The sequence below is a fragment of the Photobacterium indicum genome (assembly GCF_003026215.1).
Lineage (GTDB): Bacteria > Pseudomonadota > Gammaproteobacteria > Enterobacterales > Vibrionaceae > Photobacterium > Photobacterium indicum.
On record NZ_PYOC01000002.1, the window covers coordinates 307,798 to 333,311 of the forward strand.

The following is a 25,514-nucleotide window of genomic DNA, read 5'->3' on the forward strand; positions in this document are numbered from 1 at the left end:
AGTTAATTAACTGCGAGTGCGCAGCGGGTTAAAACGTTCAATCGTTGCATTTGTCTGTCACGATGCTCATCACTGACATATTCCTGAGTGTCAGGCCGATTAACTGCATTAAGGAAGGCATTACAATTCCAATTCGGACGTATTGCGTTATTGGTGCTACCTTCTTTTTTCGGTGCTGGCTCTGCGTCATAAACCGTATCGGCAATCCCTGCCGCTACCGCTTCATCAGCCGTAAACCACGTTTCATTTCTCATATAATCGGAAAAGGTTTTTTCATCCCCGCCCGCACGTTTTGCATAGGTCTTAGCCAATGTTCCATCGAGTTTTTCTAGTAATGCAGCTTCAGCCAATAAGTCGTCAGCATTTCCCCATGAGACAGTCCATGCCTTGTGGATCATCATCATCGCGCCTTCACCAATAATGATTTCGTCACCGGCCATCGCAAGAAACGACGCTGCAGAAGCTGCCAATCCATCAATGTGTACCGTCACGGTCGCCTTGTGCTCACGCAATGCCTGCTCCATCGTTCGTGCGGCAAAAACCGAACCACCAGGTGAGTTAATTCGAAGGTGAATATTTTTGGCATCGATTCCGCGCACTGCATTCACGAACGTCTCGGGATCAACACCACCCCACCACTCAGCCTCGTCTTTGTCTGAAACAATGGCGTCATAAAGAAAGATTTCAGCGTCATCACTGCCCTCTGCACTTTCAATGGCAAACTTACGGTCGGCCACATGACGATTTTCAAAGAGCATCTGAAAATATGTATTTTTAGGCATCGGCATTAGACTGCTCTCCATTGTTTGCCTCAGTAATTTCCGGCTTAAAGAGTTCGTCTCCATCGGCAGCCGGTGCCATGTTTTCACGCTTTCTCACTTCATTAACGCTTATCCAACCAGGTTCGCCTGCTCGACCCAATGCACTGCGATAAGCATCAAAGCGGGATTTCATATCACCCCGCTCAAGTTGTGAGGTGTTGTGATCGAGAAACCGTTTACTTCTGGCTGGCCATAACTTGTAATTGAATTCCTGTTCAATCTGGGTGAGATGACTGAGCAAGGTATAGCGAACAAACGTAGAGCCCATGGACTCGAGTCCCGACTGCCAGGATGTCGACTTGTTTGTATGCCCAACCATGAAAGGAAAAACACCAAAAATTCGGCAAATCTCCTCAATCGTAAAAAGTCGCGAGGCCAATATTTCTGCATCACGCGGATTAATGGTGAGCTGGGCGGGTTTCAAACCACCCGACAATACCAAGGGCATCCGTGAATTCTTTTCTCTGGCTATCACCGTGTCTTTAACGTCTTTCAATTGGGTGCGCGACATCTTGGCATCAGTACTCAGGGCATAATCAAACGTTGCCCCTTCATCAAAGAACTTCCCAGACCATTTCTGACCCGCAATGGCTGTACCTATTGCTTCAGATGCCGCATAAGTGATTGGACTTGGGCTTCTCAGTCCGTCATAACCCAGCGAAGTCAGTTGAATGACATCAGCCTGATCTAACACTTCTTGCTCACCATTCTCCCGAGTGACACGGTAATATTTGATACCCGTTAATCGGTCTCTGAAAGGGTCAACTTTGTCAGGATGTAATGGTTCCCAACCAATCACTTTTGAGCTTCGGTAACTGGCTCGAATAAGCTCTGCGAAACCATCACCATGGGTAAATTTTGATGTGATCAAAAACTGCCAAGCATCTGAGCTGGTCATGTCGATATTGGCGCGACAGTTAAACAGCCAGTTGTAGTCGTGATCGATAGGTTGATGCGCATCCCCATTTCTTTCATGCACATTAAAAGGCAGTACTTTAATGCTGCTACCAATGAGTTCGATACAGCGGTAAACCGTCGTTACCTTTAAGGCCGTCGTCTCAGTCACCGGCTCACCGGACGCTGTCACTCCGACGCCCAACATATCAACCAGCTCGTTAATGCTCATAGCTTGAGGATCAAGTGACGTTTCCGCTTCAGGGCTCTTGTCGGTCACCTCTTTATCCGGCGCACCAAAAAAGAATCGGGCTATCTTCCCCATCTACACGTCCTCCAAGTTGTACACTTGTGGCGTGGTTACACCTTCAGGGTTTTGCGCCATAATTGATGCGGCATCAAATAACGCCATGAGTGGGTCAATTTTTGCGGGGCCAGATTCTTGCTTGGTGATCATGACGGCATTACCAACAGGTCTTGTTCGGGCGTTCCCGACACACCACTTCATCATCATCGAGCCATCATGCTCGGCACTTTTGTCGGCCAGGCGTCGCTCAACAGTCTTAATCGCACTCATCATCTTCCAGCCCTGGGAGATACCGATGATTTTATCTTCATCAATTTGTGCATCGATAAGGGCTTCCACCAGCGATGCCAGGCCATGTTGATCAATCCCTATTTGAACAAGCAGACCGCTATCATCCACTTCACTAACCGTTGCAACGATGTCATCCATGTCATCGCCAATTTCTTTGACCAGTGTTAAATCCCCATCCTTCTCAAATCCCTTGAAGCGTGGCGCTTGGGCTTTACGTCGCTTCAGGACAATGGGATGCGCCCAGGCATGCGTCCAAAACATCCATCGTTGTGTTTCGGCATGGCGTCCAATCACGGCCAAACCATATAAGTCATCCAAACCGCCACCATCAATGCCAATTGAAATGGCATCTGACTCCTCAAGGATGCGTGCGAGTGTCACGTCCGTTGCGCAGTCAGACCAAAAATCAGCCCCAACCCACCGGTCATTACGCAGATTCATGTCGATTTCAATATTGAGGTGTTTAGCCAGGAAGCCGATGAGACTTTCATCCCCATCTTCTTGAGCTTTTGCCAACTCACGAATTAGAAAGGTTTCAGAAACGCTGAGTCCCATATTCGGGTTCGTTAACTTGAAATACTTCTGCTCGAGGTAGGATTTATCCTTAATCATGCTTTGGGGAAATTCGTAAAGCACAGGGAGAAAATAAGGGTCATTCGTCTTACCATCACGCACTTTCCGCGCGTACTCGAGCTTGGTTCTAAATACACCAGCCGGTGGTTTATCTGATTGCGTGGTGAGATAAATCACGAATCCTTCAGGCCGTGATGCTAAACCGCCAGTCGCTTCACGCAGCATGTTTTCAGCATTGGGCTTTGAGCCGAATAGCCAAAGCTCGTCCACCAGCACGACGGAGGCTTTCTTACCTGAAACAGAATCTGATTCAGCTGCCACCACCTTGAGAGTCGAGCCAGTTTCAATATCCGTAATCGTTCTGACGTGATCTTGTACTTTAAGAATGCGCTCAAGCTCAGGGTCCGCTTTTATCATGTCCCGAGCAGGTTGATAGGAGTTGTTGGCCACCTCGATAGTCGGCGCCAAAATCAAAAACTCGGCAGACGCCCGCGTATTAAGAATCAACAGAGTCAGCATGATGCCGGCTGCAGTCGATGATTTAGAATTCTTCTTGGAGATAAGCAGCAAGATCTCTTTGATGATCTGCTCTTCTGCTTCAATGTCATAAGAGCCAAAGATGGCATCACAGAACTGGCGTAACCATGGCAGGTGAGACTCACCAATCGTTGGCTGTCTCAAGGCATCAACAACCTTCAATTCCTTCAAAATTTCCCAGGCTTCATCAGCAAGGGACTGGTTATACGTCTCAAAGGGAATAATGCTTTCACCTGCAAGGATCCTTTTTTCCCAATCCAGGTTGGCTGTAGACTGCAGTGGCATCATCACTTAACACTCCGTAATCCAGACTTTCTGAACTTGCCCGTTTTGCCAGCTCTCGCCGCATCTTCTTTCTCAAATTCTTTCTTGGTTTTGGTCTTTTTCGACGGTGGCCGTTGGTCAACCTCATCATAAAAAGGCATGGTCTTCAGGAACGTGGTCATGACCGGTGCCCCTTTACCAATGGCGAATAAATGCATTATTTTTGCATCGAAAGTGAGCTTACAATTCACTTTTGTGAGCCCAATTGCAGTCATATCTTTCACCTTTACACCTAGCCAATTGGCTATTTTTGCCGAGGTATAACCCGCAACAAAAAGGTATTCGGCGCGAAGATAATCTTTTTCAGAAACAGCGACTTCACCGATCATAATGACTTTTACTTCTGGCTCATCGCCGTCATTATTTTCGTGAGTCTTGCCATTTTTATCGTGATTATTCATACGACCCCCATTACCTGTGCTTTTTTTTCTCTACGTGAGAGCAAGGTGAGGTTACCGACCAAACCCGTACCACTATGACAGCCCCCCCTTGCCTATCCACACGCATCGTGCGGGGTTATCTGGAGACAAAAGCTATACAGCCGAGCATGGCATCACTGACTTATTGCACCTCTCAGTCGCGCTTACCGTCACGATTACGCAAGGTGTTCTCAGTTGTCGTTTTGAATTGGTGACAAAGAAAACATAACGGTTGTAAGTTTGACTTCTCATCAGTACCACCCAAGTGAAGCGGAATAATATGGTCAACCTCCATTGCTTGCTGTGTGATCCCTGCAGCTAGACATAACCTGCACAGTGGTTCATCCGTTAATACCGCCTTGCGTATCCGTTGCCATTTACCACCATAAGTACGGGCTGTCGCTGAACGGTTCCCATTCTTTCGTGTGACTGAAGGATCTAGCGTCTTCGTGATCCTCGGCTTAAGCGTTTTCATTATTACCCCTTAGTTGCATTAATCGCAATCACTACCTTATCAGATGCATAAAATGCAACACTGAGAAACAAAAAAGCCCAGCGTTTAGCTGGGCAAGTGGCCGAAGAGAACGCATGCCTGCACACTATCGTCGATAAGCTTCTTTCGGGCTCTCACATAAGGCGGGAATGATTAACGATAGATATCGAATAATGCACATATATGAAATGTAACTTTTCACGTCACTATTGTACGACGTTTTATACATCTGTGTTATTTTTGTGGATAATTGAACACAAAAAAGCAAAGACCCAGTAACAATCAAGTTTCATATAAACATCATAAACCAAACATATCGAGAGATATGAGTATGCATTTCAAGCTAGGGCTGATTAAACATAAGGAATATGAAATGGCTAAATTAATCCTGATTGGATTCATCTTTGCGTTAGCAGGTTGTGCGGGGGGACACGGTGATTCCTCTCCTGCCAAACAACCGACCAATGATGATGAACCCTATCATGGTCACTACGAATCAGGTGGCGGATTAGACGTTGATGTACATCAAGAGGGGGAAGCTCAAGGGATCAGTGTCGAACAAACGTTTTAACAGGGAGCAAATAATGAAGCACTTCTTTATAGATAGGGACCTTAGCTTTCGTGTACTTGCTGGTGATTCAGCATTAAAGGAGCTCTCACGCCTTAAACATGGTTACCGAGCCGTCTACACTCGATGCCCAATGAACTACAGGGACCAGACTTTTATCGTCTTTGTAGACTCTGAGGTTTTTGTAACAGATGCTTATGCCACGTTCACTGAAATGATGAATACCGCAATACCTCCCCCTCCAAGCTTCCGACTTTCCATTAAAAAAATAACGAGGAAGAAATAATAACTATAAGAAATATTTGAGAAATGCATGGGAGACTTAACGGTCAGCATTCAGGATAAAATTAATAGGGTCACATTATGATTTTAGATATGAATTCGAGGGTTACCTCCTTTAAGAAGACAGCTGTCTTTTTAGATGCTGTTTTCACGATTACTTTAACGTTAATCACTATTGGAGCTATTGCAATTATCATTTTAAATCCAGCGAATAGTCACACCACCACTAAAATTGATGTCGCTATCGCTCTGCTAATTTCGTTTTCAGCATATGTAATAAAAGTTCTAGCTTTTGGGATCTCATATTCGCTAATAGAAATGACTGAAAACTTAGCATATCTAGCCGACAGAGAAACAGAACGTGAGAGCCGTGAGATAAATAAAAGGGATGGCTAACTTTATTGCAACACAGTGGGAAGTCACAGATACGGGGTAAACACTACCTTTGTTACTAATTACTCCAAACGCTCATATGACTATCCCTGTTATTTAAATAATACTAACGTGGAGATTACGTCGTGAAAAAATCAATTATTATTGCTATCACTATAGTGACGAGCTTAATTAGCTCATATTCATATGCTGGTAGTTTTCGTGTAGAGGGCGGTATTGGATCATCAATTTCAGATATTGATGATTATACAAGTGACTCATCAACCGGTTGGACTGCAGGTGTCGGGTATGATTTTAACCGTATTGTTGGAATGAGCCTACGTTATACAAAAAATGACGATAACTTCAACAAGGAATATAAGGTTGATACCAAATCTGTTCTAGCCGCGATCGATATTGGTTATGAGTTCAAACCAAATAAGACCTTCAGTATCAAGCCATATGCCCTATTGGGTCTAGAACATATGGATGTAGACTTTACACAATATTTCAACCGCTATCTTGGAAATATAGACCTAGTCAGATCAGAAACAAAATCAGAGACTCAAAACGTTTTCGCACTGGGCGGCGGTGTTCGCATGGCATTCAATGATGAAGTCACCCTTTCAGTAGGTACCAGAGTTAGTCGCATCACTGAATTCGAAAGAGATATTGATGTAGTTCAATCTGAGCTGATGATTGGTTACAAGTTCTAATATAAAAACTCAAAAAATAATAAAAGGTCGCTGTCAATGCGGCCTCCTTATTGCGCGAAGGCATTTATTTAAAGGTTACAATGTGTTAACACACAATAAACTAAGTGCGACTAATGCCACCAGCAAAGGAAGTTGCACTATGACTAATTCTATCCATTCATTCCGTAATTTCTATCTTGCATGTGAAAAGTTAAGTAAATTAAGAGATTATTTATAATGGCTACTCAATCAAACTGTAGATAATAGCCAACCTAACCTTTAACTGTGGACAAATATTTAGGTTTCCCAAAGTGTAAAAGGTATAAAAGGAAAACGCCTATACAAAAAGTTATTGTGTAGGCGGAAGAGAGAAACAATGCTTTTCTTTTATCAGAAAAAACCAGATCTAAGTCTAGGGTTACCTTTCCCATAAAATGTTTCTACTTCAATTTTATTCGATAATGTTTCTGGTATATCAATATTTTCGATAATAATGAATTGGGCTAAATCACTAATTTTACTTAAGTAATCAAGAAAATTGTAACGTACTGATGTTTGCTTCAGGGCTAGCTCATCTTCAGCTAACTCCCCCATCTTATGCTTTACAGGGTCGCGATAAGTTACTAAAGGTGAATCTAGAATTAAAATACCAGGATGAAATAACTTTTTCTCTTTACAATAAAGTAACAAAGCAATTTTGAATATTGAATGAAGAATTGCTTTAACCCCTTTACCGTTACTATCTCTTGGGTTTCCATCAATAATTACATCATAAGTATCAAAGTCAAATTCCACACCGTGCAGCCCTGGGAACTTAATTTCGTCTAATATATCTTGATATATACGACAGAAGTCTTTTATATGAGAGGACTCAGGTAAAAACATTTCTTTATCATAAGGCTTAGGTGCTTTCTGTAATTCTGACTCTTGCAGCTGAGTTTTATATTTGAAAATCTTATCTCGAATATATAAATCTTTACGAATTGCACTTAAAACCCCCCTCAATCCAGACAAATTCTTATCACCGACTTTAATAATAGGCGCTCTTCTTTTTGATTCATTATCTAAATACGTTAATTTAACATTAAGATCATTTACATGCTGTTCGAAAACTTTTTTCTTTTGATTTGTTGTTTCAATTGCAAATGATAACTCATCTTTTTTTACACGGATTTTTTCTATCTCTGCAATAGAAGCTATTGCAAGATCATCTATTAATTTTATCTCTCTACATACGCTTTCAGAGCTATTACCACATACACCACATTCACCATTATGCCCAACGGTAAGTAAAAATGCAGCTTCTTCTTGAGAACTCAGTCGATCAATATCTTTCACATAAAGATCCTGCAATTTGTTAAAATTAATTTCGTTAACTGTTAAATTTCTAACACGGAAATTAGCACTTTCTAATTCTTTTGAAATTGTTTTTTTATTGTTAACTACTTCTAATAGTGATTCTTCTGCAGATGAAATATTTTCAGATTCCTCATCTATTGCTCTTTGTAACTTATCACATCGTTCCTCAAGACTTATTAATTCTTCATCAGGGAAAGCTAAATCAAATTCTAAATCCGTGATACAGTTTTCTAATACAGATGTCTTCCCTTTTTTTTCACTTGTAAATGCACCACGACTGACTAACGTTTTAATTTTAGAATCATCTTCACCTGTCAATAAAAATTTAAATATACTTTGGTACTTCGTATCCTCTGTATAAACTGGTGTTAGTATAGGTGATATATCATCGATTATACTTTTTTCATCAGACCTTATTGAGCGAGATAGTGTTCGTATCGTTAAAGATTCTTTTTTTGCACTTCTATTTGTCGATAGAATGACATTACTAACTCCTAATTCACTCAAATAAAAGCTATTGATCGTTTTTATCTTTTTCGTTTCGTTACCAACTTTAAAAAATGAATAGAAGTTGACGTCAAAATCATGTTCGAAACCATTGTAAACTTCATAAACATCATGATTAAACTTCCTTTTTATAGAAAAAGGCTTGTCATTAAGATACATTTTAATTATACATTCAGTATAACCATGAGCTTCTTTAATAAGCTTTAAGTTTTCTTTTCCGAGCATATAATCAATCAAAGAAAGCAGAAAACTCTTGCCTGTATTAGAAGCTCCATTAACAATCTTTATCTCTTTATCAAATGAAATTCTCGCAGCTTTCTTGTTCTCACCATATACAGATATTTCAAATATCTTAAGCCCTTTATTTTTAGTCACGAGTAAACCACCTGCTTTAATAACTCATCAATGCGATGAAACGAGTTAGTATTAATTTCTTTCGATAGCCACAAAGCTACTATTTGTAACTCTTTTGAATATGTAGTAACCATCAATTTTAGATAAGGTTTTGTTTTTTCGGTTGTGTAATAAACAGCCCCCTCTTGGGATAAAATCACACTAACTAAACCAAAACGCCTCATTAACTCTAAGCCTTGACGTATACTTTCTCGCCGAGTAACTAATTCACCTTTACGATTTGGCAATTTTGAGTGAAGGCTTTTCGGCCCACTGAAATCATTCGAGTTAACAAGGACATAATCAGTTTTTATTAACGATTCAAAATCTAATCCTTTAGGAGACAAAGCATTTAGAATGCACAAAATACGGACCCCCGCTTCTAAATAAGAGTTAAATATCCTGCGATCACTTACAGTTATTTTTTCATCCATGACCTTATCTTCCCTTCATTAATAAAGTGATGGCAATATCCTTGCTTAACATCTATTTTAGCATGAATCGATAATTTACCTGAAGGTTGTAAACTTGCAGCTTGCTCTAAAACTGAACACATACGCTCATAACCATCTTGATAACGTTTCCGGTGTGTAGGGGTAACGCCTTTATACACTTCATCTTCAAAAGTATTCAATACTTCATCAGTTGTACTATCTCTATAAAAACACTTAAATACTTCAGCACTATAAAAGCGCTCTCTTTGTTCAATGAAATCTTCAGAAAAATCTAAATTTAATTTTAGATCATCAATTGATGTATACACTTCGCTTTCACAATCACCATATGCATCAAGAATTTTAGATATATATACAGACTCTGAGTCTTTAATATCTATTGGGACTTCATATTTTGGTGGTGATTGCAGCTCTCCTCCAAACTCCTCAACCAATGCTGATTTAAATTTACTGTCACTAACAATTACATCAATATCAATAACTTTAATATTACAAAAATCATACTTTTCAATGAAGATTTTTAGCTCTGGCGTTAAGCAAATAGGAGTCGTTGATATTTTCTTTTTACAATATTTATCCCACTTTTCAATTAACTCTTTTTTAAAATAACTTGGATTATCAATCAGCTCATCCAATGTACTATTAACTCCTCTTGGGGCAACAAAGAAGTAATTTTTTGGAGCTGTAAAACGGCCATCGAAAGCGAAATATAAAACCTTACCAACTTCAACAATACCGGAACCATGTTGTAGTGGCTGCCCATACTGTTTACATTGATAGTTATCCCATTCACCTTCATGACGTCTATTCGAATAAAAGCCTACGACATCCCTTCCTCGATCACCTTTTGAACCGTAGCGCTTAACAGACTCATAATTATCCACCTGTTTATCTACCCAGCGACGTACCAATATCTCAAGCTCAGTCGCATCAAGAGATAATATTGCGCGTCTATAGTTTCTGTCTAACACTGACCATAGCCCTCTGGTTGGTTAATTTATAACGCCACGCGATATATTTTTCTCTCTAATTATCTAAGTAGTCGTAATCTAAATAGTAACTTTTAACACCTGTATGTACCTTATGATCTAAAATCATTGCTGCCACATGAAATGAACCTCATCAATTTCCACACATTTCTAGCAGCTCAACGAAAAAGGGCTGATGTTTATTTGAAACATCTTTTTTAGCACTGTTAGACATTATTTTTACAGTGATTACCCATCTTGCATTTGATCGTTAACTGTAATTACAAAAGACTCATCGAAAAGATTAAGCCATTGCGTGGATCTGCCTTGCTCATGACGAGCCCAGCTTTTCTATCGCGCTCTCACAGAACACCTTGCATTTTCATCGCGGGAATTCGCCAAGCTTCATTTTGATTAACTCAAGTAGGCGATTAGGTAGTTCATGTAATTTTACTTTTCAGGGTCACGCGCGCCCCCCACTCGTCATAGTGGATTACTTCAGGGTTTACCTTGAGTTGCTCTTATCCAAGCGTCTTAAATCGATATTTATTTGTACCAAAAATATTTGGTACAAATTTGGTACAAATGGACTTTAAATGCAAGTGAAACCTGTTCAATATGCGCGAGGATACAAAAAATGATAAGAGCACTTTGAATTAAGTTAAGTGATTGTATGTAAATAAGTTATTTATAATAACCAATTGATATAGAAGATGATGAAAAGTCATTAAGTTGATACGTGCAATCCACCAAAAATTAATGGGAAGAAGCTTGTTAAAATAATGATAGCACTACTTATTTTAATTAAACGGTTCAAGCCAAGTTTGATTGATATATCTTACTTCACCCTATATAGCCCAAACGATACCCTGTCCCATTCCAAAGTAGAAACTGATAATCCACTTCACTGGCTCACCTCTTCCTACCGAATACTTCTACAATCAACGGCCTTAAGTTCGTTATCGTCCTCTCTCCAAATAAGAATCCAAGAACCAACAGATTAATCACAATTAAAGCTGATTGCTGTTGTTCGGTATATATTGGCGCCTTCGTGAACCATTCAAAATCAATGTACATAACAAAGAAGCCCCACATAGGTCGCTGCAAACCACGAAGAAATAGAACTATCCGCCCCACAATTGGCAGTTGCTTCAGATCGCTTGCCGTTCCCTCTTGTTCAGCAATACGCTGATTAAGGGTTTTCTCAGCATCCGCAGCAGCTTCAAGAATAGCTATCTGTTTCTTAAATTCCATTTCATCAATTTTCCGCTGCAGCTCTGCTTTTTTTTCTGGGGACATATCCGGTGGAAAGTAATCCGTTATCAACTCCTTTACCGCGCCAAATAATGAACCGCCAACAACATCCGTGATTTTTGTTAATAGGCTCATATCTCATCTCCCAAAAAATTTTTAATTCCTAAGGCGTACGCTTTAGCCAGGTCATCAAATTTTTCTTGTGCTAACTCAAGCGAACTATCACTATCAATAAAGAACGGCTCGACGATTACACATGGCATTGAGGTTTTCTGAAGGAGTAAGCCACCACGGTCGCCAGCTTTACCTTTATAAGATGCTACGCAAGGTTTAAGACCGCGATCTTTTAAGCCGAGGCATTGAACCACTTCTTTCTGTATTGCTGAGGCAAGAAGAATACCTTTGGCACTGTTCTTATAGTAAAGCGTCTCAGAGCCATTCGATTTATCATTGAAGGCATTACAGTGGAAGGATACCGCTAAATCAGCACCTGTTTGATTCACCTTCTTTGGCAATTTAGAGTAAGAACAATCCCGATAAACAATAATCGGATCGAATCCATACAGCATCAGCTTTTCAGCAACACAATGAGCAAGCGGCCCATTAAATTGAAACTCATTGATACCATGAATTTTGTTTGCTGCTCCGCCACTTTTCGCTGAGTGGCCAATAATTAAAGCAATAGTCTTCATTACATGCTCCAAAGTTCATGAGATTAATCCATGACCCACATTTATGGTTTTGTGGCATTGTCATAGAGCCATTCGGCCTTCTCCCTGGATACAGCAGTATCAATTTCAATTTTATGCAGTGTTGTTGCGATGTCTTTAGTGTTTAACTCGAGCTGGTGGATGTGCTCAGCGTTAACTTTAATCTGGCGGCTATTCTCTCCATCGTGAAATGATGAATATGACACGCTACCAAGAAGTGCTACACCAGCGCTGATGGCCCCGACTAAAACGGTTACTCCTGCATGAATAGTCATGATCTACCCCTGTATGTATACACAGTAAAAATAACAGCAAAGATAAATCACTACAAGAAGGTGGCTGTGGTTTTGTGGAAAGGAATTAATCATTGTTGAAGATTAGGCGGGCATTAATCAAAGAAAAAAGCTCACCTATAATTAGCGAAATTGAATTTAACTATTTAATGCATTGCTCAATAATCTGGGCAACGATAATTTGATTGTTTTTTATGTGGTTAATGTACGTACCAATCGTTTCAACATCGACGTAATCTATCAGCAATCCCTCAAGTACCAATATCTCCAACACTTCTAGCATTGCTACTGATGAACTCAGCATCTCATCAACATTTCTTATGTTATGTTCCGGCATGATACAGCCTCTCCATAATATTAAACGTTGTTTGATTATGCCCAACAAAACAATCAGAACCACCAGCACTGATAGTTTTCGTCATCTTTAAGACTATGACGTACGCTTTAGGGCACATAAGGCTTAAAGTGATCACAATTACTCAAAACCATATATGGACAAATGTTTTAGCGAAGTAGCTAATTTAGCAAAAAATGAATTAACTGAAGTATGGTAAAATCCACTTAGGTGAATATCCAGTATTACTGGAGCAGATCACTAATAAGGCAATAGCCCTATTAGTGATAAGTCTAAGGACTAGTTAACTAAGAGCATTTAGCTCCTTAGGTCGAACATAACTTTTAATTGACTCATCTAGTTGTAATAATAGTCCCAGCAATTCATACGCTAAATTTTCGTCGAATTCCTCATCACGATTTTCTTCATGAGTGCCTTTATTCAGCAGATTCCAATTAACTTGATGCTTCTTACTTTTGTCTTTTATGGCTTCTAGTGCGCTCTTAGAAGGCACAAACGATAGAACACCAGGTTTCTTTTCTATGGTATTAAGCAATGCAATTAGACCATCTACTAAGGAATACAAATCTGGACTTCGACCTGGAGCAAATAGCTTAACTGAAACTGGCGAACTGAATCCTTCGTTACTAAGTTTGCGCCACAATCGGTCAGTAAGATCCTCAAGAGCTCTCCTACATTCCATTAAGCCATCTTTAGTTTTACTTGCATCTAAACTATGCTGCGCTTTCTCCAAATACTGTCTGTTTTGGTCTTCTGAAATAACAATGTCTCTCCCATTTTTATTTCTCACCAAATCATAACGCTTGAGTACCTTGGATAAATTCTTGTTTGGAAGTTGATTTTCTAAACGCTTTACAAAATCCTCGCCGTGAGTGGTAACTATTATTTGTTTTTCTTTGTATTTGTTCGTCTCGAAGATCTCATTGATAACCCCAGTTCTATGTTCGTCATCAATAGCGTTAACTACATCATCAAAAATAAATATACTCTGTTCGTCTTTTATCGACTTGGCCAACAATATAGATAAACCTAAACATCTTAAGTGCCCTTCACTTAACACTCTAAGTGCGTTTTCATTCTGACCATCTATAAACTGTACCATTATATTTTCGGAAGGATTTTTCGGTAATCTGAGATCAATCAAAATTTCATGGGGGTACGGATGTTTGTTTATGTTGTTATATATATCCATTGATGCATCCGATAACTCGCCAGCGATAATGCCCGGCAAATTATTTGAATAGTCCCGCAACTTGCTAATAAGCTGGTCATAAGCGATTGCGTAATGTCCAATCATGTCTATTCTTTTAGATTCATCCGAAGCCTCCAATATTAGATTTTTATTTCGAACATCAAAAGTATCTATCTTGTTTTTTTCTTGTTTTATAACTCTATTTGACTCTTGGTAAAGTTCATTTATAGTTTTTGCTTCAGTGTAATCCAAACCGTGTTTTTTTATTAGATTATTAAGTTCTTCAATCTCTTTTATTAAAGGGGTGTTTTCTTTATTCTCCTTTTCATATTTAGATAAAGTACCTTTTAACTTAGTGTCTACATTACCAATTGCAGTTAGAAAGTTATTGTAATTCAAATCGGTTTCTATTTCGTATTTCTGTAATTTGCTTACAAATATCAATATGCCGTTTTCGATAGCCGACTTCATTTCCTTAAAGTCAGTCTGTTTTCTAGCTATGTTTTCAAGCTCTATAAGTTTAGTCTTTGCTTTATCGAATGGATTCTTAGCTACCTTATCTAAAGGAGTATCACAAGAGGGGCAACAAGTTGATCCCTGTTTCAAAGCCGATATTGCTTTGTATAAATCAAGAAAATTTATTTCATTAACAGATTGGCTAAGTTCTTTTCCCATCAATATACATTGGTTATGCTTAATTCTAAGTTGCTTTACATCCACTATTAACCCATTAAGTGGGCTCAGATCTCTTATGATTACCTTTTTATATTTGGATAGTTTGTTATTCAGATTATCCATAAAGACCGAGTCGGGTTTTAGTTGTTGAATGACATCAGAGACTAAACTCAATTTTGGATACTTTGCCATTAGTTTGTTTTTTCTTAACTCAAACCCCTTAATTTGTTCTTTACTGTTCTTTATTATTGCTTTTGAGGAATCAACCTTTTTCCTTTCAATAACCAGCTCTTGGTTTTTTACCGGATTAATGACTAAAGAGTTTTTAATAGACGTACTAAAGCCTGTGCAAAATTTGTTAAATTCGTCAAGTCCAAATAGTAGTGATAGTCGAGATTGCTTTTCACTATTTGTATATGATGATACACGTGCAAAACCTTCGATTCTGTTTCTTTCAATAAACATGAATTCGTTTTCAGGCGATGCTATTGATTCGGATACAGTTCCATCAGAGTATTCAACTAAAAGACTAACGTTTGTATTGAGTTCCTTTATATTTCTTGTATATACACCGTCGTCAAATCGCTTTGATTTTGCTTCATGTATCTTGCCTGTTAACTTGTATTCTAACGCTTCACAGATACTAGACTTACCAGTACCATTTGGGCCATAAATAAAACTATACTGCTTACTTAAGTCAAAATCTTTACACTCAGTAAAACCACGAAATCCTTTAATGGAAAGCTTATTCAAACGAGTTATTTTTTTCTTATTTTTCGAGATTTCTTTACGAAGTGATGTAAAAGGCACCATTGGCGTATTTAATATCAAACTTGATATGTATTTCCCTCTGGAGCCAGCAGCGACACCTTTACTTGAAACTGTATCGAAATTGGTAAATATTAGATTCGCGATTTCTTTCTCTTTTGTGGAAAAACTACATAGACTCGATTCTAGAAAATTCAAATATTCGTTTTTTGTCTCAGACATAATACACCCCTTTATGCATATGAGCGTAACTATACACCTCCGCGGTTATAAATAATTGAGGTGTGTTACATTTCAAGTTCTTAGGTCAGAGAATAATATTGAATCAGGCAATTACCCTCGTGTGAGAGCGAGGGGCACAGTTTAAGCGTATGAAAATTTCAGAAAGTGAGAAGTAGCAGTTTATCCAACTATTCGAATAACTTTTGATAGGGAAAAATCTCATTAACAGGATATGAATGAACCCTAACTCTAAGTAGCAATGGGGCATAGCTCGCTGGTCGAAATCGCTGCTAACTCAAAAATCCGCATAACCCCCCTCACACAGCCAAGTTACTTTTTCTCTTAACTAGATGACTAAGCTATGGTTTTGATTTGTTAACCATCAAATCATTCCGAAACCGAATCAATATCATGATCAACATCATATGCATTGATGTTTGCAATAAACTTTCAGACACATAATGTATTATTTACTGTACATAACGAGCTAAAATAGCAGGCAGTAAACGTTAAGGAGCTTAGTGTGGTGTTTTACCCTACTAAATCGGCTATTTAACGTAATAGGTATTTACAAACCAGAGTATTGTGTTTGTTGTTACGATTAAATGCTTGATGTAACGATGAGATATACGATCTTAGGTCGTTGAATACAATGTTAGAGCTATCCATAGTAATAAAGGTAAGTTATGTGTCGAAAATTATATAAATATGTTGGTCCAGATATCCTAGATATTGCATTTAGTGAGCCTGATTATTGTGGCTTTAAGTTTTCATATCCGAAAGATTACAATGATCCATACGAGCTATTTCTAACCATTGATTATGAAGATAACTCAGATGTAGTTGCGTTTTACAATGAGATCGTTCAAGAAATTCCTCAGTATCCAACTACATGTTTTTCTAAATCACCAATAGTTACACCTATGTGGGCTCATTACGCGCATAACTCTAAGGGTTTTATTATTGAAGTTGATGAGGAAAAATTAGAGTCATATGTTGAAGGTGTAAGAATTGATGACGTTGTGTATCAAGATACCCCGCGTGAAAAACTTAAAGGAACATTACAAATGGCAATGTTCCGTGGCAAACCTAGAGATATAATGTTTTTGCGTAATGGCGTTTGTAATGCAGCTTACTTTACTAAAAAGGAGTGCTGGAGTTATGAGTTAGAGCGTCGAGTAGTTGTTTCAGATAGTGATGTAAAAGATGTTGCTGGGAATATGATTCTACATATACCAATTGACTGCATCACTGCAATAATCGCAGGGCCACGAACTAAACCTGAATTCCTTGTTAAAGGTGAAAAATGGAGTAATGAGATCGACGCTGATTTCTTCCTTGCGAAAGTGGGCAAAAGTGTTTCAGAGCCATATTTCTTAAATCTTCAAAATGAAACATTCCGTTTCGATGGTGTCTCTATAGCTCAATCGGTGTCAGCATGTGCAAATTGTTATGAGCCGACAGAGCAATTCCAAGAAGAGTGCTCATGGTGTTCTATTAGCGAGCATCAAGAGCATATTGCAGCCGCTAATAATCCTCTGCGAGCCTTAGCGGATATAGGTGCTTTAGATTCATATGTTGAGCGTTTTAATGCTGTTGGGCGTAAATAGCCCTAACAAATCCATCAATACGACCACCAACACTCGGCATTCTAGGTCTGAATTGGCTGTGATGTTTTCGGTGGGCTATCAACATTAGCGTAATACGTTGTGGCGTATTATGGCGGGCGTTATACCTATGAAGGGGAAAAAAATTGAGTGAATATTTTGAGATTGCCTACGCTGCAGTATCAAATAGGTTGTGTCTGTTTACAGGGACGGGCTTTTCAAAATCAGTAACGGATAGTCAAGCCCCGAGCTGGCAAGGACTTTTAGAATCAGTTTGTGATGAAGTAGCTCAAGGTATTTCATTAAAAGCGAGCTTATTTCCATCTAATGGAAAAAACCCGTTAAGCCTTGAAGAAGCTGCGCAAGTTATTTCAATTGAATTAATGAAAGAAGATAAAAGTATCCATAATGAAATAGCTAAATTAATTAAGCCAATTGATCTTCATGGTGATAACAGTCCAATTTCTGATTTTTTATCATCAAGAAGCTTGAGAGTGGTTACTACAAATTATGATAAACTTGTTGAAAAGTTATCAGGAGAATCTGATTGCCATTCTTTAACTCCTGGTCTACCAATACCACGTTCACCATCAAGGATAAAAGTTTATCATGTTCACGGCTCTGTAGACTCACCTGATAATATGGTGGTCACATCAGATGATTACTTTAAATTTATAAATGGTACGTCTTACTTTTCAAGGAAGTTGAGCACTGTACTTCATGAAAATACAGTCGTGATCCTAGGTTACTCTTTAGGTGATACAAATTTAAAAGCAATCATTAGTGACTATAAAGGCTTTTCTCGTAGCCATGTGATTGGATCAAACATTTTCTTAGTATCTCGTTCTTCTGTTGATCAGCCTGTAAAAGATTATTACTCCCATTGTTATGGGATAAGAGTTATCGATGACACTAGTGTTCATGATTTCTTCACTCAATTAAATAATACAATCCCTAATGCAGAAAAATGCGCAGAATCCTCACTAGATAATATAAGGAAAGTTGTTTTCAAAAATGCTTATTTCACAAAAGATTTTTTGCGTATTGAAAATAATTTTTATGAAATTATTTCTTCAATAGCTGCTATTGGAGTAAGTATTGACGATCCTCGAGTAGTGAGAGCTTTGGGGCAAATTATAGAGAAAAAAATTGAGTTGACCGGTGAAAATTGTGCATGGGAACAGTATGAGCATTTAGCTCGATGGTTGATTTATCTAGCTAGTATCCTTGAACTTAAGGGGACGTCAATTGAAGACGTTTATCTTAAAGCAACGCTTACTTCAATGACCACTATGAGAAAAGAACTTTATACAGGGTATTCATGGCATGCTTATAAATCTTGGAGTTATCGTTGGTCAGGTATCATTGCCTCGAATAGATCTTTGATAAAAAAATATATCGAGGAAAAAAGTTCGTGGCCTGATGCACTATCTGTCGTGCGAAATGGCTAACTGCCCCGAAAACTTATCGGTATACAAAGCAATCAAGGTGACCTATTACACTCGGCAGTTTTGGTACGAAGTTCTGTGCGCTTTGCTGGTTCATTGCGGGGCACCTTATTGCAGGCGTTATGTTTATGAGGTTTGAATATCGAATGGATAAGAAGGATAGTCTTGCGAAGTTAAGTGAAGAGAAAGCTAAGAAAACAATTGAAAGGCTATATTCCAATCCAAAGAATTGGAGAAGAAAAGAGTTTAGAAAAGCTTACTTCTTACTTACTGGTCAGAAGCAGTTAATGTCAGAAGATACGGCCAAGAACGTTATTGAAAAATGGATCCGTGATGACTCCCGTAGTGAGAGAGTTGATTATGTTTCAGCTTTGCTGTTAATTACGGGCAAGTGGATATTACCAAAGGCTATAGCTACCAAAAGGATGTCGAGTCAAGTTAAGGCTAAGTACAGCCATGGAGATTTAGGTTCTTGCTCTAGCCCAATAGCTTACAAAAAATAAACATAACAAGGCCATTAAAACGACCACCAACGCTCGGCATTCTAGGTCTGAATTGGCTTTAGTGTTTTCGGTGGTTAAATCAACATCACCGTAATACGTTGTGGCGTATTATGGCTGGCGTTATGCCTAAATGTAAACTTTCACATAAATAATCTAAATATTAGGAGTTTTAGATGCCAATTTTTATTAGTTATTCGCATGAGAATAAAGAGTTTGTTGATAAGCTAGCAGTTCAACTTGTTCAGAATAATGTGAATATCTGGATGGATCGTTGGGAATTAAGCATCGGCGATTCAATTATCGACAAAGTGCAGGAAGCTGCTGACGGCGCAAGTGCTCTATTGGTTATTATGTCAAAAGCTTCAATTGCATCAGAATGGTGTAAAAAAGAATTATCAGCAGGTTTTCTTCGTGAACTTGAAGAAAAGCGGGTTGTTGTAATGCCTGTTCTTTTAGAAGACTGTGATATTCCTTTGTTTGCACGGGGTAAGTTATACGCTGATTTTAGAACTAACTTTGATGATGGTTTAAGAACTGTAGTTGAAGGTATAGCTAAAGTAACAAACCCTTTTTTATCTCGAAGTAATGCTCCTCAATACCATACCGATTGGTCAATTGATTGGGGAGATGTAAATGGTAACTTTGCAATTATTTTGAATTTTGTCGAGCAAGCGAAAAATCAACCGTTTACATGCTTAACAAACATAGAAGTTCTCGCATCTCCGTTTGCAACACAAAAATATCATCAGAACTGTATCGATCATAACGAGGAATATGCTCGTAGTTATATCATTGGTATTATAAATGAGCACTTTTCAAAAAGTGAAGATTATCGTCCAAGGTTAGTGTCTGAAAGAGAGCATATTGATCATATTGTTATACAAGGTAATTCACCTCAAGAAGTGTATAAATTAAGAATTGGTTCAAGACGTTTAGGTGAAGATACTGGAAGAGATATCTTGGTAAATACGGCTAGTTTAATTTCTCAAGCTTATAATCATATGACTGAAGTACTGCGTTCTGAAGGAACCAAGGCATAACAAATGCTTCAAGAGGGATTCGTAAACGCGTGCCATTTTCGCTTCGCTACAATTTTGGCACACGTGTACTCTCCCCTAAAGCGGGCGTTAAGTTTATAATTAATTCAGAGGTTGTATTAGAAAGTATATGAAACGTTGGTTTGGATTATTGATTTGTATAACGTGTACTCCTGTTGTCTTCTACGCATACAATTTTGGGGTAGGGTTTTGGCGTAATAATGAAGACTGGGCTTATCTTGGTACTTATTTGGGTGGCGTACTTGGTCCTGTTTTAACATTTGCCTCCGTGGTTTTACTATTACTTACATTAAGAGAAACTCGGTCAGCCAATAAAGCACAGTTGACGTTACTCCAAAAACAGCAGTTTGATAGCTCATTCTTTAATACAATGAATTCATTAAAATTGGCTCTTGATGGTGCGAAGTACGGTCGTCCAATTCGAGTTAATGAGCTATATGATAATTTTTTCTCCGAGGCGAACATTTGGGTGAACGAACACTTTGAAATTCATAAGCATACTGATCTGAATGAGGATGCTTGGGAAACAGCAAAAACTTATATTCGTAGACATCAGAATATTTTTGAATCGGAAGCTGCTCTGCTTATTCCTGTCCTTCTAAATCTACGAGATTTGTCTGCTGATGAGAAAGAGGATTATGTGATGCTGATGAAAGGGTTAATCGACAATGACAAGAGATTTTGGTTAGAAGTTTACGCATTAGTATGGTCTCCTGAACTAAATTATGCGCTCAATACTTTCATATTCTCCACATTACCAATACATATTCAGAGCAGAATAACAGAGCTCGAAGGTTAGAAAACAAACTATAAAGCCATCAATACGACCACCATCATTTCCTCGCATACTTGGCAGACATTGTTTTTCTTGTAGATGGATTATCTAAAACAACACTACTGAGGAAGTCGCCAACATGCCCGTTGATAAGTTCAAGGTACGCAGTTCCTGTACCGCCATGTCGGTTGTATCGAACAATGGCTTCCATCAATTCAGGTGGGTTTGGTGAGTCAGCGTGGTATACCGAATCTCGGTAAAGGCCAATCCAGATATCGCAGTCTTGCTCAATCTGACCGGTATCTCGAGAGTCAGAAGGTAATGGCCTTTTGTCTGTTCGTTCTTCCAGTTTACGGTTAAGCTGGGTAACTAGAAACACAACGCAATTTAACTCCTTGGCCAGCTGCTTGAGCCGCTTAGTAATATCGCCGTAAGCTAAGTCATTACGCTCGGCCTTCTCGGTAGTCATCAGTGTTAAGTAGTCGACCATAATTGCAGCCAGTGGAACCTCACGGTGCAACCTGCGTGATTCAGCCTCTATATATGTAATCGTGACGCTGGGTGAATCATCGATATAACACTTGGTATTGTTGTATTCGCTAATGGCTTGGCTGGCTTTGGCAAACTCAGTATCGAAGTTATACACATCCTCTGGGCTCTGATAGAACAAGCCAGAATCGATACGAGCTCGAGAAGAAACCATACGCTCATAAATTTGCTCTTTTGGCATTTCCAGTGAAAACGTTGCAATCCCCTTCCCTTCTTCGATCGCAACATATTCAGCAATTTTTAATGTGAATGCGGTTTTACCCATCTTAGGTCGCGCACCAATGGCCACCAGCGAACCAGGTAAGATGTTTTTCGGGGCTAAGATTTTATCAAGGTTAACCAATCCCGTTTTTAACCCGAGTGGCACCTCTCCGTTAAACCTCGCCTCTACACCTTCAAGCCATTCTTTGCCGATATCAGACATACGGGATAGACCACCAGCACTCACTCCAACAGCAGAGTTTCTGGCTCGCTCAAGAGACGAAATCACAAGGCCAAGGCGTTCAATCGGTGTCCCTTCCGATGGGTCAGACATCAACGCCAAACCTGACTCGAGTAAGCTCAAGGCTTCACGCTCGACAGCAGCATTTTTCACAATGGACACGTAAGCCATTACGTTACGGGATGATGGCGTGTTATTGACGAGCTCAACAAGGTACGACAGGTGGAAATCAATCTGGTTGCTACCAATGCCTAGCAGGTTACGTAATTCAGCCTCAACGGTAATTAAGTCAATACGAGAGCCTGTTTGAGCAACGTTGTTAATTGCTCGATAAATATCACGATGCATGGCCTCACCAAAACTACCTATTTTTAGCGAGTAGAATATTTTACTGACTGCAGGTGCTTTCGGGTCGCCAATTAAAAACAATGCTCCCAACACGGATTGCTCCGCAGCATTGGCTTGGGATTGATAATTGATATCCATGTCTAATCCTTAATCGATGTCACTTCATCGTAGGTTGATGGCCGTAATGCGTATTCTAAATTTGCTATCCAGCCACGATCATTCAGACCACGGTGGTGATCGGTGATGTAATTACTAAACCCCTGAACCAGGTAAACACACACCCACATGGTAATTCCCTTGGGCACCTTCCCTCGTTTTTTGCATTCGTTGCCATATTTCGTATAACCGACCTTGATGTGCTTCATGCACTTGTCGGTTATCTTCCGATGCTGTTTGAGATCCATTTCATTCCAAACAGCAAGAATTTCCTCCTCGTCGATTTTGCTAATCGACAAAGGGATCTTTTGATCTTTTCTTTCTTTCTTACATTCTTTGTTAGTCGTCACCCGCTCGTCGCTTACCTGTCTTTGGTCTGTCACTTGCCTGTCAGTTTGTCCGTCACCTTCATCAGAATCACCACTGTAACCAACTGTATTTTCGTCACTTTCGCCTGTCTCTTTGTCCGTCACCTTGTTCGACTCTGGACTGACGCCGTGTGACACTGATCTGTCACAAGTGCCTGTCTCTTGTCTGTCCCCTTGTCCGTCACCCTCTCCATGATTTATATCGTAAACCTTTGAATTAGTAATAGTTCCGACTGTCCCTTTGTTCGTCCCTTTGAAATCAGCCAACCCCCAATCTTGTAACTGTTTTTTAGCTGTTCGATATGCTCTTTCTGTTAACCCAAGGCCTCTAAAATCCCCCAAAAAACACTGACCCGCTTTCAAGCCATTCATAGGATGATCTGTTCTTCTTGCCCTATACGCCATGACCATCAGTAAGTGATTAGCATGCGGATGACCCAACAGAAACTCTGCTTCTTCAGTTCGCCTATATTTAATAAAACCAGCATCAGCCATGCTTACCTACTTAGCCTTTATGGCTGTCATATAAATGAGCTCGTAAGCCAACTTTGGATCACGAGATGCCAGCTCTTTAATCTGCTGTAGACCTAAGAAAATAGCGACATCAATAATCATTGAGTCATTGCAATCAAGTACATTCGCTAGGTCAGAGACCTGCTGTTTATCAAGAGTCGACATAACCAGCTCCTCAAGATTTATACTCACCAAAGATATCGGGACGTAACATCTCTTTTGGGTAGCCACAGACCTTCTCTATACGAACGGCCAAGCTTGCACTTGGCTGTGCTCCCATTTTCCCTATGTTTCTTAGATGAAATGCCGAAACGTTTAATTTTTTAGCTATCTCATCTCGATCCTGAATTGAAAATTCACGCCAAAATACTGGCCATTTATTGAATTCACTCATAAATAAAACCTAACTTAAAAAACGTTAACACAAAAACTAACCACTTTGACGTTAGTTGTCAACTTTCGAAAATTAGTCAAACTACTACTAACTCGTTTTTAGTTTGATCGTTGAGGTACTAATGGAATCGATTTATGACAATAGATGTAAGAATCTAAACAAGGTTAGAAAGGAATTTAGTACCAACAGGGATATGGCAACCAAATTCAATACAACAGAGCAGTCCATTGGGCAGTTACTCAATGGAAACAGGAAGATAGGTAATGCTTTTGCACGGCGAGTTGAATCGGAGATGGGATTGCCCACTAATAGCTTCGATCGAAGAAATATCGACATACCTAATGAAATAGAAGAAATTTCTAAAAAAATTGCCGAACTAATTGTCGAACTCGATGTTCCGCCAGAAAAAATCATCCAAATTATAAAAACTATTTACGCATCATCAGAAAAATAACTAACTAAAGATTAACTATTAAGATACTGATAACAATAAAATTAAGTGGTAACCACTAAAAAAAGCACATTTATTGTGCTTTTTTTTGTTGCATTAACTAACCATTTTGTAGTTAACTAACTTAAAATGAATTAGGTTAGGTGGCTTATTATGCAAGCGGAATTGAACTCAACCATCCGAAAACGCCGTGAACGTCGAGATGCCATTCTCGCAGGTATCGCGCTCTTTTTGCTTACTGCGTTCCTTACGCTTGCTGATTTGGACGCACTGCTGGTGGCCTTAATTCATGACACCCATTTTTAATTTGTCCTTCGTGGGACATGGCTAGTGCGTGAACGGCAAGCGTAACTAGCCATACTTTCTTCAAAATTAGTGAGGCGTGAACAATGAAACTCTTCTCATGTAAATTTATCACTCTCGAGTGTCACCCTGACCATGTGATGCTAGGTACTGAACAACAGATCACCGTGTTCGTTACGTGCAAGTATCAAAAAGAGGTTCGAGAGCTTGCAGAGAGAGAGTTGTCATTTTGGGATCGTGAACATCACCAGGACTACAAAGTATCTAAAATTGGTACCGCCACAACCAGCCAATATAAAAACTACCTATCGGAACGAGAACAAGCTGGTTATAAAAACTATACCGCACTGACTGAAATGGATGATCCCGTCTTGTTCTCTTACCTAGGGTTGGTACAAGACACGCTTTATCGTCTCGACAATGACTTCGCTGATACCTGCCCTATTGATATTCGCCAAGAGATGGCTGAAAAGCTGGAGTGTGCTTTCAATGAACATATCGACAACACGCCTGATTTTAATATCGATGCAACCAAACGCGAATTTCTTGAAATCGAATGGGATGATTATGAAGCCGTCCGGCAGACTCTGCTCAACCGACGCTGCTTGCGCGTTCTTCTCCGCGAAGTCGCCCACATCAATACCAAGGGCAACCAACCAGCACTCACAGAGCCTGCTAAACATAAACACACTGACCATCTTGATTATGGCCACTTTGCTGATATTAAGAAGCAACCTAGCCAATACACCACAGATGTCGCTGCAAATAAGATCCACTTTCTAATGGGTGGCAGTGTTGAAATGGATGACATCCGCATGATCGTCAGTTTTATCAAAGATTATCAAGTGCCATACATCATGTTCACAAAATAG

28 protein-coding genes are annotated in these 25,514 nt (G+C 39.3%); 11 read left to right on the forward strand and 17 right to left on the reverse strand.

Going from position 1 to position 25,514, the window contains the following annotated elements; translation table 11 throughout:
• Positions 1 to 2: 2 nt before the first annotated feature.
• From C9J47_RS07315 to C9J47_RS07335, 5 genes are all read right to left on the reverse strand, one after another.
• The gene (locus tag C9J47_RS07315; RefSeq protein WP_170107472.1) at positions 3 to 803 is read right to left on the reverse strand and encodes a head maturation protease, ClpP-related; all 801 of its coding nucleotides are present in this window, start codon (positions 801 to 803) and stop codon (positions 3 to 5) included.
• On the reverse strand, positions 775 to 2,040 hold the full coding sequence (locus C9J47_RS07320; RefSeq protein ID WP_107252934.1) for a phage portal protein: 1,266 nt from the start codon (positions 2,038 to 2,040) through the stop codon (positions 775 to 777). The genes C9J47_RS07315 and C9J47_RS07320 overlap by 29 nt, the downstream gene beginning before the upstream one ends.
• Positions 2,041 to 3,711 (reverse strand): terminase large subunit, encoded by a 1,671-nt coding sequence (locus C9J47_RS07325; RefSeq protein WP_107252935.1) that lies wholly within the window; start codon positions 3,709 to 3,711, stop codon positions 2,041 to 2,043.
• Entirely contained in the window at positions 3,711 to 4,148 is a 438-nt protein-coding gene (locus C9J47_RS07330) for a hypothetical protein (protein ID WP_107252936.1), read from the reverse strand. Before C9J47_RS07330 ends, C9J47_RS07325 begins: the two co-directional genes overlap by 1 nt.
• Before the next feature lie 172 nt (positions 4,149 to 4,320).
• Positions 4,321 to 4,641, reverse strand: coding sequence for an HNH endonuclease (locus C9J47_RS07335; protein WP_107252937.1), 321 nt, complete (start codon positions 4,639 to 4,641; stop codon positions 4,321 to 4,323).
• Between the two features lie 391 nt (positions 4,642 to 5,032).
• On the opposite strand from C9J47_RS07335, the gene C9J47_RS07340 reads away from it, so the two are divergent.
• From C9J47_RS07340 to C9J47_RS07355, 3 genes are all read left to right on the forward strand, one after another.
• The gene (locus C9J47_RS07340; RefSeq protein WP_107252938.1) at positions 5,033 to 5,230 is read left to right on the forward strand and encodes a hypothetical protein; all 198 of its coding nucleotides are present in this window, start codon (positions 5,033 to 5,035) and stop codon (positions 5,228 to 5,230) included.
• A 360-nt stretch (positions 5,231 to 5,590) separates the two neighbouring features.
• Complete coding sequence (locus C9J47_RS07350; RefSeq protein ID WP_107252940.1) at positions 5,591 to 5,905, forward strand: hypothetical protein; 315 nt, start codon at positions 5,591 to 5,593, stop codon at positions 5,903 to 5,905.
• A gap of 122 nt (positions 5,906 to 6,027) precedes the next feature.
• A complete protein-coding gene (locus C9J47_RS07355) occupies positions 6,028 to 6,597 on the forward strand; it encodes a porin family protein (protein WP_107252941.1) in 570 nt (189 codons plus the stop codon).
• 369 nt (positions 6,598 to 6,966) lie between these two features.
• Here the strand turns inward: C9J47_RS07355 and C9J47_RS07360 are convergent, their stop codons facing one another.
• The 8 genes from C9J47_RS07360 to C9J47_RS07395 form a co-directional block, all read right to left on the reverse strand.
• On the reverse strand, positions 6,967 to 8,817 hold the full coding sequence (locus C9J47_RS07360) for a coiled-coil domain-containing protein (RefSeq protein WP_107252942.1): 1,851 nt from the start codon (positions 8,815 to 8,817) through the stop codon (positions 6,967 to 6,969).
• Complete coding sequence (locus tag C9J47_RS07365; protein ID WP_107252943.1) at positions 8,814 to 9,269, reverse strand: ABC-three component system middle component 2; 456 nt, start codon at positions 9,267 to 9,269, stop codon at positions 8,814 to 8,816. Before C9J47_RS07365 ends, C9J47_RS07360 begins: the two co-directional genes overlap by 4 nt.
• Positions 9,254 to 10,261 (reverse strand): ABC-three component system protein, encoded by a 1,008-nt coding sequence (locus C9J47_RS07370; protein WP_107252944.1) that lies wholly within the window; start codon positions 10,259 to 10,261, stop codon positions 9,254 to 9,256. Before C9J47_RS07370 ends, C9J47_RS07365 begins: the two co-directional genes overlap by 16 nt.
• Positions 10,262 to 11,170: 909 nt before the next feature.
• A complete protein-coding gene (locus C9J47_RS07375; protein WP_107252945.1) occupies positions 11,171 to 11,647 on the reverse strand; it encodes a hypothetical protein in 477 nt (158 codons plus the stop codon).
• Positions 11,644 to 12,204, reverse strand: a complete 561-nt coding sequence (locus C9J47_RS07380; RefSeq protein ID WP_107252946.1) for an N-acetylmuramoyl-L-alanine amidase — start codon at positions 12,202 to 12,204, stop codon at positions 11,644 to 11,646. Before C9J47_RS07380 ends, C9J47_RS07375 begins: the two co-directional genes overlap by 4 nt.
• A 41-nt stretch (positions 12,205 to 12,245) precedes the next feature.
• On the reverse strand, positions 12,246 to 12,497 hold the full coding sequence (locus C9J47_RS07385) for a hypothetical protein (RefSeq protein WP_011218062.1): 252 nt from the start codon (positions 12,495 to 12,497) through the stop codon (positions 12,246 to 12,248).
• 160 nt (positions 12,498 to 12,657) lie between these two features.
• Positions 12,658 to 12,852 (reverse strand): hypothetical protein, encoded by a 195-nt coding sequence (locus C9J47_RS07390; protein ID WP_245903369.1) that lies wholly within the window; start codon positions 12,850 to 12,852, stop codon positions 12,658 to 12,660.
• Positions 12,853 to 13,153: 301 nt separating this feature from the next.
• Complete coding sequence (locus tag C9J47_RS07395; protein WP_107252948.1) at positions 13,154 to 15,727, reverse strand: AAA family ATPase; 2,574 nt, start codon at positions 15,725 to 15,727, stop codon at positions 13,154 to 13,156.
• A 686-nt stretch (positions 15,728 to 16,413) separates the two neighbouring features.
• On the opposite strand from C9J47_RS07395, the gene C9J47_RS07400 reads away from it, so the two are divergent.
• The 5 genes from C9J47_RS07400 (at position 16,414) to C9J47_RS07420 (ending at position 21,142) form a co-directional block, all read left to right on the forward strand.
• Positions 16,414 to 17,337: a DUF2971 domain-containing protein gene (locus tag C9J47_RS07400; protein WP_107252949.1), complete on the forward strand. Its 924-nt coding sequence runs from the start codon at positions 16,414 to 16,416 to the stop codon at positions 17,335 to 17,337.
• Between the two features lie 143 nt (positions 17,338 to 17,480).
• Positions 17,481 to 18,785, forward strand: coding sequence for an SIR2 family protein (locus tag C9J47_RS07405; RefSeq protein WP_107252950.1), 1,305 nt, complete (start codon positions 17,481 to 17,483; stop codon positions 18,783 to 18,785).
• Between the two features lie 143 nt (positions 18,786 to 18,928).
• The gene (locus tag C9J47_RS07410; protein ID WP_146150840.1) at positions 18,929 to 19,285 is read left to right on the forward strand and encodes a hypothetical protein; all 357 of its coding nucleotides are present in this window, start codon (positions 18,929 to 18,931) and stop codon (positions 19,283 to 19,285) included.
• A 173-nt stretch (positions 19,286 to 19,458) separates the two neighbouring features.
• On the forward strand, positions 19,459 to 20,325 hold the full coding sequence (locus C9J47_RS07415) for a toll/interleukin-1 receptor domain-containing protein (RefSeq protein ID WP_107252952.1): 867 nt from the start codon (positions 19,459 to 19,461) through the stop codon (positions 20,323 to 20,325).
• A 127-nt stretch (positions 20,326 to 20,452) separates the two neighbouring features.
• Positions 20,453 to 21,142, forward strand: a complete 690-nt coding sequence (locus C9J47_RS07420) for a hypothetical protein (RefSeq protein ID WP_107252953.1) — start codon at positions 20,453 to 20,455, stop codon at positions 21,140 to 21,142.
• A gap of 34 nt (positions 21,143 to 21,176) precedes the next feature.
• Here C9J47_RS07420 and C9J47_RS07425 read toward each other — a convergent pair whose 3' ends face one another.
• The 4 genes from C9J47_RS07425 to C9J47_RS07440 are packed head-to-tail and all read right to left on the reverse strand — an operon-like array spanning position 21,177 to position 23,888.
• A complete protein-coding gene (locus C9J47_RS07425) occupies positions 21,177 to 22,595 on the reverse strand; it encodes a replicative DNA helicase (RefSeq protein ID WP_107252954.1) in 1,419 nt (472 codons plus the stop codon).
• A gap of 2 nt (positions 22,596 to 22,597) precedes the next feature.
• Complete coding sequence (locus C9J47_RS07430; RefSeq protein WP_107252955.1) at positions 22,598 to 23,476, reverse strand: hypothetical protein; 879 nt, start codon at positions 23,474 to 23,476, stop codon at positions 22,598 to 22,600.
• A 6-nt stretch (positions 23,477 to 23,482) separates the two neighbouring features.
• Positions 23,483 to 23,659 (reverse strand): hypothetical protein, encoded by a 177-nt coding sequence (locus C9J47_RS07435; protein ID WP_211321705.1) that lies wholly within the window; start codon positions 23,657 to 23,659, stop codon positions 23,483 to 23,485.
• Positions 23,660 to 23,669: 10 nt separating this feature from the next.
• A complete protein-coding gene (locus C9J47_RS07440) occupies positions 23,670 to 23,888 on the reverse strand; it encodes a hypothetical protein (RefSeq protein ID WP_107252956.1) in 219 nt (72 codons plus the stop codon).
• A gap of 121 nt (positions 23,889 to 24,009) precedes the next feature.
• Here C9J47_RS07440 and C9J47_RS07445 point away from each other — a divergent pair, with 121 nt between their 5' ends.
• The 3 genes from C9J47_RS07445 (at position 24,010) to C9J47_RS07450 (ending at position 25,514) form a co-directional block, all read left to right on the forward strand.
• Positions 24,010 to 24,342, forward strand: a complete 333-nt coding sequence (locus tag C9J47_RS07445; RefSeq protein ID WP_107252957.1) for a hypothetical protein — start codon at positions 24,010 to 24,012, stop codon at positions 24,340 to 24,342.
• A 150-nt stretch (positions 24,343 to 24,492) separates the two neighbouring features.
• Positions 24,493 to 24,645 carry a hypothetical protein gene (locus C9J47_RS27025; protein ID WP_170107473.1) on the forward strand — a complete coding sequence of 51 codons (153 nt, stop codon included), beginning with the start codon at positions 24,493 to 24,495 and terminating at the stop codon, positions 24,643 to 24,645.
• Positions 24,646 to 24,728: 83 nt separating this feature from the next.
• The gene (locus tag C9J47_RS07450; RefSeq protein WP_107252958.1) at positions 24,729 to 25,514 is read left to right on the forward strand and encodes a hypothetical protein; all 786 of its coding nucleotides are present in this window, start codon (positions 24,729 to 24,731) and stop codon (positions 25,512 to 25,514) included.